Below are 12,233 nucleotides of genomic sequence, written 5' to 3'. Positions count from 1 at the left end.
GTCGTCAGGCTCCGTCCTGGCTGCCCGGCGGCGACGACGGCGCACGCCAGGCCCGTATGTCCCTCGGCCAGTGGGTGGCCGCGTCCCACAGCGGGAGGCTGCCGGTGAGGTGGCGGCCGGACAGCTCGCGCAGCTCGTGCGCCATCCGCGCGACCACGTCGTCGTCGGGCAGTGCCAGCGGGTCGGTGAGCAGCCAGACCGCGTGCAGCAGCCGCCGTACCGACTGGTGCAGGGCCGTCGTCCCCTCGTCGAGCCCGGCCAGCTCCCCGACGGCGCCCGGGTCCCGTCCGAGCGCCACCGCGCGGCGCGGATCGTCGCCGAAGCGGTGCGGATCGCGCGGGAACGGCGCGGAGGTGACGAACAGCAGCCGGTCCAGCCAGCCGTTCACGTCCGGGCCGGCGAACGTCTCCCGCAGCGCGGTCACCGCGCCGTCCGTGCGGCCCAGCGCCAGCTCCTGGCGCAGCCGGTAGGGGGCGGGGCGCGGGCCGTAGTGGGCGAGCAGCGTCTCGTGGACGGCCCGCCACGCCGCGTACGCGGGGGCGTCGCCGTCGTGGAAGCGGAGCCGGTGCAGGAGGAGGACGCGCAGCAGCGGGTCGGTGACGAAGTACGAGGGCGCGGCGCCCGCGCGCCCCCCGGCCCCGGCCGCCTCCGCCCCGTCGGGCCGCGCCGTCCCCGCCGCCCAGCCGTCCGCCCGCAGCGCGTCCCGCAGCCGCAGCGCCACGTCGCCCTCCACGGACGCGGCCCGCAGCCGGGTGCGGGCCAGCGCCCGCGCCGACTCCTCGTCGTGCGCCGCCGCCAGCACGGTCAGCGCGGCCGCCTCCTCGGGGCGCAGCGCCGGCAGCAGCAGGTCCAGCAGCGTCTCGGCGACCGGCACGGCGGGGGAGTCCTCCCGCACCTCGACCGCCAGGTCCAGCAGCGCGCCCGGGGTGAGGGCGCCCCGGTCCCTCTCCGGCGTCCCGCCGACGACCTGTGCCAGCAGCGCCACGCCCAGCGGCCGCCCGCCGGTCAGCCGCAGGACGCCGCCGGGCAGTTCGGGGGGCGTGCGGCCGGCCGGGTCGTGCCGGTCGAACAGGCTCCGCGTCTGTGCGGCGCTCAGCGGCGTCAGCTCCACGGCGAGGACGCCCGACGTGACGTCCGTGCCGCGGGGGCAGGGCGCCCGGTGCGCGACCTCCGGTAACCTCAGCCGCGCCGCGCGGCGCAGTCCCTCGTGGTCCCGGTCGCGGGACGACGCGATGACGACGACCTGGTCGCGGCGGCCCCCCGCGCGGTCCCTGAGGACCGGCTCGACGAGGCGGCGGCCCAGCGGCAGGTGGGCGTTGTCCAGCAGGATCACCGGGCGGCCGCGCCGCGTGCCGAGCCGGGTCAGGCCGACGTACGCCCGGCGCAGGTCCTCGACGAGCGCGCCGACGAGGAAGCCCTCCGCGTCCGCGCGGCGGCCGCCGCCCTGCGAGAAGTCCACGGCGATCTGGCGCAGGCCGAGCTTGCCGTTGCCGCCGGCGCTGCGGTAGTCGCCGTACCAGCCCTCCGAGCGGCGCTGGTACCGGCCGAAGACGTCCTCCAGGAGGGTCTCCGCCGTCGCCTCCGCGAGGAGCCCGGCCAGCGGCGCCGCGCCGTCCGCGACCGTCGCGGCGAGCTTCGCGAGGACCTTGCCGACCCAGGTGGAGGCCGCGCCGCGCGACTCGTCGACCGTCGACAGGACCGGGCCGAGGCGCTGGAGGTCGCGGCGGGCCCGCTCGTCGTCCTCCTGCGACCAGCTGATGCTCGCGACGGCGGCGAGGCCCAGCGCGAGGCGCGGGAACTCCACGGGCTTCGCCGACAGCACGCGCGGCGACAGCTGCACGGCCAGCTCGGCGAGGGCGCCGGTGACCGGGGACCAGCCGGGGCCGTGCTCGGCGGGCTCCTCGACGTGCGCGCAGTCGAGGAGGGCGAGCGGGGTGCCGCGGCGGTAGGCGTTGCGTATCTGCTTGAGCAGCGCGGTCTTGCCCATGCCGCGGCCGCCGGTGAAGACGGTGACGGGCGGGTCGTCGCCGTGCTCGTAGCGGACGCCGGCGAAGGCGTGGGGCGTCAGGCCGATCAGGCGCGCGGCGAGGCCGGACGGTTCCAGGACCGCCTCACGGCCGTACAGCTCCCTGTCCACACCCGCCACCCCCGCGCAGCGTCAGCGCCACAAGACACGTCCTGTCACACCTTCACGCGCAGGATAGCCTTCGGTGGCCGCAGTGTCGCGGAGAGTTTTCGAACTGGTGCCTCGCCGACCCGCGTCGGGGTGCGGCGGCGGCCGTCAGGGCCGCTTGGGGCCCTCGTCGCCCTTGCCGGTGCCGTCGTCGTCCCGCTCGCGGCGCTTCAGCTCCTCCTCGCGGCGGCGGAGGTCGGCCTCCCAGTCCTTGAGGAGGGACTCGTCCTTCTCGTTCTCCTCGCGGAGGGACTTCAGGAACTCGGGGTTGTCGTCGGGCGCCACCCACTCGGTGCGGTGGCTGCGGCGCCACTCGCCGGGCGTGCGGCCGCCGGCCGGGGCGCGCCGCGCCTTGCCCGCGGCGAGCCAGACGACGGGGCCGACGATCCAGAACAGCAGGATGATGAAGACCCACGCCACCTTGGGCAGGTGCCTGGCCTCGTCCTCGGGGGTGTTCAGGCAGTCGATGAACGCGTAGATCGTCAGTGCGATCGGCAGGATGTACATCAGCGCCCTGAGCATGTGGGACAGCCCCCTGATTCCGCTGGCGGGCCGCGCGCGGCAAGCCCCGATGACGTACCCAGGGTATCGGTTGCCCCGGCTTCCCTCCCGTGCGCGCTCCGCCGGCCCGCCTCCTCCCCGGGCCCGCCGGGCGCACGGCCCCCGCGGGCCGGGCCGCCGGGGAAACGCACGGGCCGGGCGCGGGGAGCGGGAGGGGCTCCGGGATACTGGGACCATGGCTTACGACGATCTCCGCTCCCTGCTCCGGGCACTGGAGCGAGAAGGCGACCTCAAGCGCATCAAAGCCGAAGTCGACCCACACCTGGAGATCGGGGAGATCGTCGACCGGGTCCAGAAGGCCGGCGGGCCCGCGCTGCTGTTCGAGAACGTCAAGGGCTCCTCGATGCCCCTGGCGATGAACGTCTACGGCACCGACCGCCGCCTCCTCAAGGCCCTCGGCCTCTCCTCGTACGAGGAGATCAGCGGCAAGATCGGCGGGCTGCTCAAGCCCGAGCTGCCGAGCGGGTTCGTCGGTGTCCGCGAGGCGTTCGGGAAGCTCGGCGCGATGACCCACGTGCCGCCGCGCAAGGTCAAGGAGGCGCCCGTCCAGGAGGTCGTCCTGCGGGGCGAGGACGTGGACCTCGACCTGCTGCCCGCGCTGTTCACCTGGCCCAAGGACGGGGGCTCGTTCTTCAACCTGGGCCTCACCCACACCAAGCACCCCGAGACCGGCGTGCGCAACCTCGGCCTCTACCGCCTCCAGCGCCACGACCGCCGCACCATCGGCATGCACTGGCAGATCCACAAGGACAGCCGCAACCACTACCAGGTCGCCGCCCGCCGCGGCGAGCGCCTGCCCGTCGCCATCGCGTTCGGCACCCCGCCCGCCGTGACGTACGCGTCGACGGCGCCGCTGCCGGAGGACATCGACGAGTACCTGTTCGCCGGCTTCCTCCAGGGCAAGCGCATCGAGATGGTCGACTGCAAGACGGTCCCGCTCCAGGTCCCGGCGCACGCCGAGGTGGTCCTGGAGGGCTGGCTGGAGCCGGGCAGGACGCTGCCGGAGGGCCCGTTCGGCGACCACACGGGCTTCTACACGCCGCAGGAGGAGTTCCCGGCGCTCACCATCGACTGCGTCACGATGCGCCGCCGCCCGCTGCTCCAGTCGATCGTCGTCGGCCGCCCGCCGACCGAGGACGGGCCGCTGGGCCGTGCGACGGAGCGTTTCTTCCTGCCCCTGCTCAAGATCATCGTCCCGGACATCGTCGACTACCACCTGCCGGAGTCGGGCGGCTTCCACAACTGCGCGATCATCTCGATCGACAAGAAGTACCCGAAGCACGCCCAGAAGGTCATGCACGCCGTCTGGGGCGCGCACATGATGTCGCTGACCAAGCTCGTCGTGATCGTCGACGCCGACTGCGACGTCCACGACCTCCACGAGGTCTCCTGGCGGGCGCTGGGCAACGTCGACTACTCCCGCGACCTCACCGTCGTCGAGGGCCCCGTCGACCACCTCGACCACTCCTCGTACCAGAAGTTCTGGGGCGGCAAGGCCGGCATCGACGCCACCCGCAAGTGGCCCGAGGAGGGCTACGTCCGGGACGGCGGCTGGCCCGAGATGATCGAGTCCGACCCGTCGGTCGCCGCGAAGGTGACGCGGCGCTGGAAGGAGTACGGACTGTGAGCCCCGTACCCGTGGGCGGCCCGGCCCTCTTCGTCGGCACCGACACCGCCTACGTGGCCCTCGTGCGCCCCGAGCTCGACCCGGCCGACCCGGGTGTCCGGCACGCCGCCGAGCAGGCGGGCGTGGACCCCGAGGAGTTCGCGGGCGCCGGTGACGTCTGGGCGGTCATGGTCGAGGACGACGGCGAGGGCGACGGGTTCGAGCTGCCCGGCGTGCGGGACGCCGAGCCGGCCGACTTCGCCGAGCGGCTGCGCGCCGAGCTCGCCGCCGCGTCCGCGCCCGGCGCCGCGCCCGGGCCGTTCACGGTCGACGGCGGCGCCGTGCTGCGCCTGCACGCCCGTCCGGCCGGCGAGGGGGCTTACGCCTTCACGGCCCACGTCACCCCGCCCGACGACGGCACCTCGGAGCCGCGCACGGTGGAGACGGGCCCGGTGCCCACCGCCGAGCTGCTGGCCGACCTCGACGCGTTCCTGGGGAGCCTCGCCTCATGACGGCCACCGACGGCGCCGCGGGCCCGGTCCCCGCACGGCGGCCGACCGGGAGGGTGAAGGTCTTCCTGCGCCTGGTGATGATCGAGCACTCGGTCTTCGCGCTGCCCTTCGCGTACATCGCCTCCCTCACGGCGATGTTCCTGCACGGCGGGAGCGTCGACTGGTGGACGCTGCTCCTCGTCACCGTCGCCATGGTCGGGCTGCGCACCTTCGCCATGGCGTGCAACCGGATCATCGACCGGGAGATCGACGCCCGCAACCCGCGCACCGCGGGCCGGGAGCTGGTCACCGGCGCGATGTCCGTGCGGTCCGCGTGGGCCGGCGCGCTCGCCGCCCTCGCCGTCTTCCTGGGCGCGGCGGCGCTGCTGAACCCGCTGTGCCTGGCGCTCGCCCCCGTCGCGGTCGTCCCGATGGTGGTCTACCCGTACGGCAAGCGGTTCACGAACTTCCCGCACGCGATCCTCGGCCTGGCACAGGCCATGGGCCCGGTCGGCGCGTGGCTCGCGGTCACCGGGGCGTGGTCGTGGGACGCCGTGGTGCTGGGTCTCGCCGTCGGCGTGTGGATCGGCGGCTTCGACCTGATCTTCGCGTGCCAGGACGTGAACGCCGACCGGGCGCACGGCGTCATGTCCGTACCGGCCCGCTTCGGCATCCCGGCCGCGCTGTACGGGGCGCGGGGCTCGCACGTCGTCACGATGGGGCTCCTGATCTGGTACGCGCTGCTGACCGGCGCGGGGCCGTGGTTCTGGGCCGGGCTGGTGATCGTCGCGGGCGCGTTCCTGTACGAGCACGCGATCGTGCGGCCGGGCGACCTGTCCCGCCTGAACCGGGCGTTCTTCACGGTCAACGGCTTCATCGGCATTGCCCTGTTCGGGTGTGCCCTGATCGATCTCGCGGTGCGCGGTCTGACCGTCTGAGTACCGTCTGGCCTACCATCGGGGGCAGGACAGGGAGGCTGACGTGACCACCTCGCAGACCGAACACCTGCACTCGCGGCTCAGCCGGTTCGAGGACATGTTCCCCGGCTATCGGACCGAGATCGTCGAGGGCAACATCATGATGAGTCCTGTTCGGGCCTTCCACGCGAAGACGATTCGCCTCCTGTGGAACCTCCTGGAGCCGCAGCTGGCACCCCACTGGCAGTGCGTCAGCGACGTGGCGTTCCCCTTCAGCGCGGACTTCGAGTTCTGTCCCGATCTCGCGGTGATCCCCGCCGAGGAGGAGGCGCGCAACCTCAGCGCCTACTCGCCCGACCTGATCGAGCTGGCCGTCGAGGTCGTCTCGCCGAGCAGCGTGCGCAACGACTACGAGGTGAAGGACCGGCAGTACGCGGCCCGCGGCATCGCCCACTACCTGATCCTCGACCCGTGCAAGGGCCTGCTGTCCACCCGCTGGAACCCCGGGCCCGAGGGCTACCGGGGCCGGGACGTCCTCCCGTACGGCGGCAAGGCCGTCGTCGACACCGGCGTCGGCCGCCTCACGATCGACACCAGCGGCCTGCCCGTCGACCCGGCGGCCTGACCCCCGGCGCCCCGCCCCGCCTCCGTCCCTCCCCCTCCGCCCTCCGTCCGGCCCCGGTCCGGGCGCGCCCGCCGGCCGTCCCGGGGGCCGGAGCGGGCCCGCGCGCGGTGGCCGGTGGGGGCGGGCGGATAGGCTCGGCGGCGTGGAGCCGGTAGAGGAGCAGCGTCGTCGTCCGTGGGTCGTCGGAGTGTCCGGGGCGTCCGGGACGCCGTACGCGGCAGCCGTGTTGCGCGGACTGCTCGCGGCGGGGGAGAGCGTCGACCTGGTGGTGTCCCGCGCGTCGCGGCTGACGCTGCTGGACGAGACCGGGATCTCCTTCCGGGACGCGCACTGGCGCGAGGACCTGGAGGAGTGGCTGTCGCGCGGCGCGGACGGCAAGCCGCGGACGTTCGACGTGGACGTGGCTCGGGCCGACCTGCGCCACTGGGCGGCGGGCGACCTCGCCGCGGGGCCGTCGTCGGGGTCGTACCCGGCGAAGGGGATGCTGATCGTGCCCGCGTCCACGGCCTGTGTGGCCGGGGTGGCGCTGGGCCTGTCGAAGGACCTGCTGCAGAGGTCGGCGAGCGTGGTGCTGAAGGAGCGCCGCCCGCTGGTCGTGGCCGTGCGGGAGACCCCGCTGAACGGGCAGACGCTCCGGCACCTGGTGGCGCTGGACGAGGCGGGCGCCGTGGTGCTGCCCGCCTCTCCGGCGTTCTACGCGGGGGCGACGCACATCCAGGACCTGGTGGACTTCGTCGCCGGGCGGGTGCTGGACGCGGCAGGGGTGCCGCACCGGCTGTACCGCCGCTGGAAGGGAGAGCTCGGTGGCTCCCGGAAGGACTGACGGCCCGGCGTCGCCGGGGTCAGCGCTTCTTCGTACGGATCGTCGTGGTGCGCCGCTCGCCGACCGCCTCCCGGCGGGCCGCGGCGGCTGCCTTGCGGACACGCGAGCGATGGGCCTGCTCCTGCATGGAACGCATGTGGGCGTAGGCCATCTCGATCGTGTACACGGTGACTGTCATCTCCTGAGGATCGTCGTTGATCGTTCGAGTGAATCACAGGTAAACCGCCCCTGTGTGCCTTAGATTCTACACCTGTACTTGCTGGATTGCTGATTAATGGAAGGCTTCAGGTATATGGACGCCGTGGATAGGCAGCTCATCCAGGCTCTGCGGGAGAACGGCAGGGCCTCGTACGCCGAGCTCGGTCGCCTCGTGGGCCTCTCCGGGCCCTCCGTCACCGACCGCATCAACCGCCTGGAGGCGGCCGGCGTCATCACCGGCTACCGCGCCACCGTCGACTCCGCCTCCCTGGGCCTCGGCGTGACGGCGCTGATCGGCATCTCCCTGTCCGACGCCGTCGACCACGAGGACGTGGCGCGCCGGCTGAAGGATCTGCCGGAGATCGAGGACTGCTGGTTCATCGCCGGGGACGACTCGTACATGCTCAAGGTGCGGGCCAGCGACGTGGACGGCCTGGAGAAGATCATCCGCCGGCTGTCCGGGACCAAGGGCGTGTCCCGCACCCGCACCACGATCGTGCTCTCCACCAAGTGGGAGAACCGCGTCGGGGAGCTCCCGGAGCAGGCGTGACCCCTTAGCGGCCGGTGGGTGCCTGCGCCCCGGGGGCGGGGGAGTACGGTGGGTGGGCCCGTCGGGGCGCAGGTGACGTTGGGTCGAGGCAGTGGGAGGCGGAGCCGTATGGACACGGGGCTCAAGCGCGAGCTGGAGGAGAAGGTCCGGTCCGGGGAACGGCTGACCCGCGAGGACGGCATCGCCCTGTACGAGTCGGACGACCTCGCCTGGCTCGGCGGCCTCGCCCACGAGGTGCGCACGCGCAAGAACGGCGACGTGGTGCACTTCAACGTCAACCGGCACCTCAACATGACCAACGTGTGCACGGCGTCGTGCGCGTACTGCTCGTTCCAGCGGAAGCCGGGCGAGAAGGACGCGTACACCATGCGCATCGAGGAGGCCGTCCGCCTCGCCAAGGCGATGGAGTCGGAGAACCTGACGGAACTCCACATCGTCAACGGGCTCCACCCCAACCTGCCGTGGCGCTACTACCCGCGTTCGCTGAGCGAGCTGAAGAAGGCCCTGCCGAACGTCTCCCTGAAGGCGTTCACGGCGACGGAGATCCACCACTTCGAGAAGATCTCCGGAATGCCCGCCTCCGAGATCCTCGACGAGCTCATCGACGCCGGACTGGAGTCGCTGACCGGCGGCGGCGCGGAGATCTTCGACTGGGAGGTCCGCCGGCACATCGTCGACCACGACACCCACTGGGAGGACTGGTCGCGCATCCACCGGCTGGCGCACGCGAAGGGCCTGAAGACCCCCTGCACCATGCTGTACGGGCACGTCGAGGAGCCCCGCCACCGCGTCGACCACGTGCTGCGCCTGCGCGAACTGCAGGACGAGACCGGCGGCTTCCAGGTCTTCATCCCGCTGCGCTACCAGCACGACTTCGTCGACATGAAGGACGGCAAGGTCCGCAACCGCCTCCAGGCGCGGACCACGATGGCCACGGGCGCGGAGGCCCTGAAGACCTTCGCGGTCTCGCGGCTGCTGTTCGACAACGTCCCGCACGTCAAGGTCTTCTGGGTGATGCACGGCCTCCAGACCGCGCAGCTCGCCCTCCAGCACGGCGCCGACGACATGGACGGCTCGGTCGTCGAGTACAAGATCACCCACGATGCCGACAACTACGGCACGCCGAACAAGCTCACGCGGGACGACCTGCTGGAGCTGATCCGCGACGCCGGCTTCCGCCCGGTGGAGCGCAACACCCGGTACGAGGTCATCCGCGAGTACCCCGGCCCGGACACCTCCCGCCGGGAGGCCCCCCAGCCCATGCGCTTCTGACCGGGGCGGCGCCCCCGCCCCGTGCGGGAGCGCGCCGAGCGGCTCGTCCCGGCGGCCCCCGCGCGCCGGGGGCGCGGCGAGAAGACGCAGGCCGGGACGGGCGCCGACCCGGGGTCGGCGCCCCCGTCCCCGGCCCGGTTGCCTATCGTCGGGGGCATGGCGCTCAACTTCGTACTGGACCCGCCCGTCGACCGGCACCTGCGCGACGGCGTCCTCGCCCTGTGGACGGACGTCACCAACGCCGGCGGCGCCGTCGGCTTCGTACCGCCCGTGACCCCCGAGGACGTCCGCCCGCAGTGGGTCCAGCACCTGGCCGCGATGGACGAGGGCCGCATGCGGCTCCTCGCCGGGTACGACGAGGACGGCGCGGTCGCCGCCACCGCGTTCGTCACCCTCAACACCCACCGCCTCATGTCCCACTGGGTGTGGCTCTACACGGTCATGGTCCACCCCCGCCTCCACGGCACGGGCCAGGGCCGCGCCCTGCTCGCGGCCTGCGAGGACGCCGTGCGCGGCATGGAGGGCATGGAGGCGATCCGCCTCACCTGCCGCGGCGGCCTGGGCCTGGAACGGTTCTACGCCTCGTGCGGGTACAAGGAGGTCGGCCGCGTCCCGGACGCCATCCGGGTCGGCGAGGGAGAGTACCGGGACGACGTCTTCATGCTCCTCCCCCTGAACTGATCCATTCCGCCCGTGCTTCACTAGTCGGGCAGAACCGCGGTACGGAGTACGGAGAAGGAAGAAGGCCCATCGTGACCGCCACCACCAGGTCCAGCGCCACCCTCAAGTACACGCTCATGCGCCTCGGCGTCTTCGCCGGCTGCTTCGTCGTCCTCTACGCGCTGGTGTACTTCGGCCTCATCCCGCGCGGTCTCGGTGACTCCAACGCGCTGTGGGTGCTGCTGCTCTCCATCGTCGTGTCCGCGCCGCTCAGCTTCGTCCTGCTGCGCCGGCAGCGCGACGCGATGTCCGAGCAGATCGTCGAGAAGGTCGGCAGCGCCAAGGCGCGGCTGGAGGCCAACCGCACGCAGGAGGACGGCGTATAAGGTTCGTCACACCGCGCGACCCACCGCCGCCACCCCGGGCCGGAACGAACGTTCCTGTCCGGGGTGTTGTCATTCCCAGGCCCCGGGCCTAGCCTCCCTGTCAAAGAATGGCTTTGGGGTCCTCAAAGTTCAGGTGTTAACGTTTCCCACATGAAGACCGCAGTGCGCCACCGCCACACGACCGCGAGCGTCCCGCTCGTGGCGCGCCTGCACGTCGATCTGTGCCTCTGCGCGTCCGCGGCCTGTCGCCGCGAGGTCTGAGCCCACCCGCTCGCTCCGCCCGCCGGCCACGCGGCCGCGCCGCCCCCGTGCGCGGGCGCCGCACCTCGCCGCATCCCCTCCGTTCCGTACTCCCTCACGCCCCTCTGGAGTGTGTCCGTGTCCGCGCCCGCATCCGCGCCCGCACCCGCGTCCCCGCGCCGCATACCCAAGGTCCCCTTCTGGGCCCAGATCGTCGCCGGCCTCGTCCTCGGCGTGATCCTCGGCTGGATCACCCGCAGCTACGACGTCCAGTGGCTCCACACCACCCTCGACAAGGTGGGCCACATCTTCGTCCAGCTGCTGAAGCTGGCCGTCGCCCCGCTGGTCTTCTTCGCGATCCTGGTGTCCATCACCAACCTGCGGAAGGTCAACAACGCCGCCCGGCTGGCCTCCCGCACGCTCCTCTGGTTCATGATCACGTCGCTGATCGCGGTCGTCATCGGCCTCGTCCTCGGCCTGCTCACCGACCCCGGCGCGGGCACCGGCCTGACCCCGAAGGACGGCCAGAAGCCGGAGAACTCCGGGTCCTGGCTGGACTTCCTCACCGGCATCGTCCCGACGGACGTGATCACGCCCTTCACCGAGCTGAACGTCCTGCAGATCGTCTTCATGGCCGCCGTCGCCGGCATCGCCGCCTTCCAGCTCGGCGAGAAGGCCCAGCCGATCCTCACGTTCGCCGAGTCGGTCCTGGAGCTGCTCCAGAAGGCCCTGTGGTGGGTCATCCGCCTCGCCCCGATCGGCACCGTCGGCCTCATCGGCTACGCGATCGCCGAGTACGGCTGGCACCTGATCGGCAAGTACGCCACCTTCACCGCCGACGTCTACATCGGCTGCGCGCTCGTGATGTTCGGCGTGTACCCGCTGCTGCTGGCGACGGTCGCCAAGGTCAACCCGCTGCAGTTCTTCAAGGGCGCCTGGCCCGCGATCCAGCTGGCCTTCGTCTCCCGCTCCTCCGTCGGCACCATGCCCGTCACGGTCAAGGTCACCGAGCGGCTCGGCGTGCCGAAGGAGTACACCTCCTTCGCCGTCCCGTTCGGCGCCACCACGAAGATGGACGGCTGCGCCGCGATCTACCCGGCCCTCGCCGCGATCTTCATCGCGCAGATCTTCGACGTGCAGCTGGGCGTCAAGGAGTACCTGCTCATCGCGCTCGTCTCGGTGATCGGCTCGGCCGCCACGGCCGGCCTGACCGGTGCGACGGTCATGCTGACGCTGACCCTCTCCACGCTGGGCCTGCCCCTGGAGGGCGTCGGCCTGCTCATGGCGATCGACCCGGTCCTCGACATGATGCGCACGGCCACGAACGTCGCCGGGCAGGCGCTCGTCCCGGTGATCGTCGCCGCGCGGGAGAAGATCCTCGACCTCGACGCGTACAACTCGGCGTCGGCCTCCCCGGTCGACGGGTACGAGACGCGTGAGGCGTCCCCGGTCGCGGCCTGACGCCCCGCCGCCCCTCCCCGCAGCCCCTCCGTGCCCCCCGCCGAACTCCGGCGGGGGGCACGGGTGTTCGACGGCGGGTCGCGGGCCCGTAGTCTTACGGGCTGCCGAGTACGAGGGAGGCGGGGCGCGCTTGAACGACACGGGTGACGGCACGGGGGGCACACACGGCGGGCCGGCCGGGGTTCCCGCGGCACGCGGGGGCTCCGGTACGGGCGAGACCGTCGGTACGGACAAGGCCGCCGGTACGGACAAGGCCGCCGGTACGGACAA

General features: G+C 72.5%; 13 protein-coding genes. 10 read left to right on the top strand and 3 right to left on the bottom strand.

Annotated elements, in window-relative coordinates:
- Positions 1–4 precede the first annotated feature (4 nt).
- Together IE106_RS04040 and IE106_RS04035 are read right to left on the bottom strand one after the other, a co-directional pair.
- Positions 5–2,137: a hypothetical protein gene (locus tag IE106_RS04040; RefSeq protein WP_189529807.1), complete on the bottom strand. Its 2,133-nt coding sequence runs from the start codon at positions 2,135–2,137 to the stop codon at positions 5–7.
- Positions 2,138–2,281: 144 nt separating this feature from the next.
- Positions 2,282–2,695, bottom strand: a complete 414-nt coding sequence (locus IE106_RS04035) for a PLD nuclease N-terminal domain-containing protein (protein WP_189529806.1) — start codon at positions 2,693–2,695, stop codon at positions 2,282–2,284.
- Positions 2,696–2,909: 214 nt separating this feature from the next.
- Between IE106_RS04035 and IE106_RS04030 the strand changes: the two genes are divergently transcribed.
- The 5 genes from IE106_RS04030 (at position 2,910) to IE106_RS04010 (ending at position 7,196) form a co-directional block, all read left to right on the top strand.
- Complete coding sequence (locus tag IE106_RS04030) at positions 2,910–4,361, top strand: menaquinone biosynthesis decarboxylase (RefSeq protein WP_189529805.1); 1,452 nt, start codon at positions 2,910–2,912, stop codon at positions 4,359–4,361.
- Positions 4,358–4,852, top strand: a complete 495-nt coding sequence (locus IE106_RS04025; protein WP_189529804.1) for a hypothetical protein — start codon at positions 4,358–4,360, stop codon at positions 4,850–4,852. Before IE106_RS04030 ends, IE106_RS04025 begins: the two co-directional genes overlap by 4 nt.
- A complete protein-coding gene (mqnP, locus tag IE106_RS04020; RefSeq protein ID WP_189529803.1) occupies positions 4,849–5,769 on the top strand; it encodes a menaquinone biosynthesis prenyltransferase MqnP in 921 nt (306 codons plus the stop codon). The genes IE106_RS04025 and mqnP overlap by 4 nt, the downstream gene beginning before the upstream one ends.
- Before the next feature lie 43 nt (positions 5,770–5,812).
- A complete protein-coding gene (locus IE106_RS04015) occupies positions 5,813–6,373 on the top strand; it encodes a Uma2 family endonuclease (RefSeq protein ID WP_189529802.1) in 561 nt (186 codons plus the stop codon).
- Between the two features lie 142 nt (positions 6,374–6,515).
- The gene (locus tag IE106_RS04010; protein WP_189529801.1) at positions 6,516–7,196 is read left to right on the top strand and encodes a UbiX family flavin prenyltransferase; all 681 of its coding nucleotides are present in this window, start codon (positions 6,516–6,518) and stop codon (positions 7,194–7,196) included.
- Positions 7,197–7,215: 19 nt separating this feature from the next.
- Here IE106_RS04010 and IE106_RS04005 read toward each other — a convergent pair whose 3' ends face one another.
- Positions 7,216–7,374 carry a hypothetical protein gene (locus tag IE106_RS04005; protein WP_189529800.1) on the bottom strand — a complete coding sequence of 53 codons (159 nt, stop codon included), beginning with the start codon at positions 7,372–7,374 and terminating at the stop codon, positions 7,216–7,218.
- Positions 7,375–7,488: 114 nt separating this feature from the next.
- Between IE106_RS04005 and IE106_RS04000 the strand changes: the two genes are divergently transcribed.
- The 5 genes from IE106_RS04000 to IE106_RS03980 all read left to right on the top strand — a co-directional run bounded on the left by IE106_RS04000 (position 7,489) and on the right by IE106_RS03980 (position 11,963).
- Positions 7,489–7,944, top strand: coding sequence for an Lrp/AsnC family transcriptional regulator (locus tag IE106_RS04000; RefSeq protein WP_189529799.1), 456 nt, complete (start codon positions 7,489–7,491; stop codon positions 7,942–7,944).
- 108 nt (positions 7,945–8,052) lie between these two features.
- Positions 8,053–9,216: an aminofutalosine synthase MqnE gene (mqnE, locus tag IE106_RS03995; protein ID WP_189529798.1), complete on the top strand. Its 1,164-nt coding sequence runs from the start codon at positions 8,053–8,055 to the stop codon at positions 9,214–9,216.
- 156 nt (positions 9,217–9,372) lie between these two features.
- Positions 9,373–9,897: a GNAT family N-acetyltransferase gene (locus IE106_RS03990; protein WP_189529797.1), complete on the top strand. Its 525-nt coding sequence runs from the start codon at positions 9,373–9,375 to the stop codon at positions 9,895–9,897.
- A 71-nt stretch (positions 9,898–9,968) separates the two neighbouring features.
- Complete coding sequence (locus tag IE106_RS03985; protein WP_268255277.1) at positions 9,969–10,262, top strand: DUF4229 domain-containing protein; 294 nt, start codon at positions 9,969–9,971, stop codon at positions 10,260–10,262.
- A 378-nt stretch (positions 10,263–10,640) separates the two neighbouring features.
- On the top strand, positions 10,641–11,963 hold the full coding sequence (locus tag IE106_RS03980) for a dicarboxylate/amino acid:cation symporter (RefSeq protein WP_189529796.1): 1,323 nt from the start codon (positions 10,641–10,643) through the stop codon (positions 11,961–11,963).
- Positions 11,964–12,233: the final 270 nt, after the last annotated feature.

Source organism: Streptomyces roseolilacinus (genome assembly GCF_014649335.1).
Lineage (GTDB): Bacteria > Actinomycetota > Actinomycetes > Streptomycetales > Streptomycetaceae > Streptomyces > Streptomyces roseolilacinus.
Note: the sequence above shows the minus strand (reverse complement) of the source record. Positions and strands in the feature narration are given on the sequence as shown.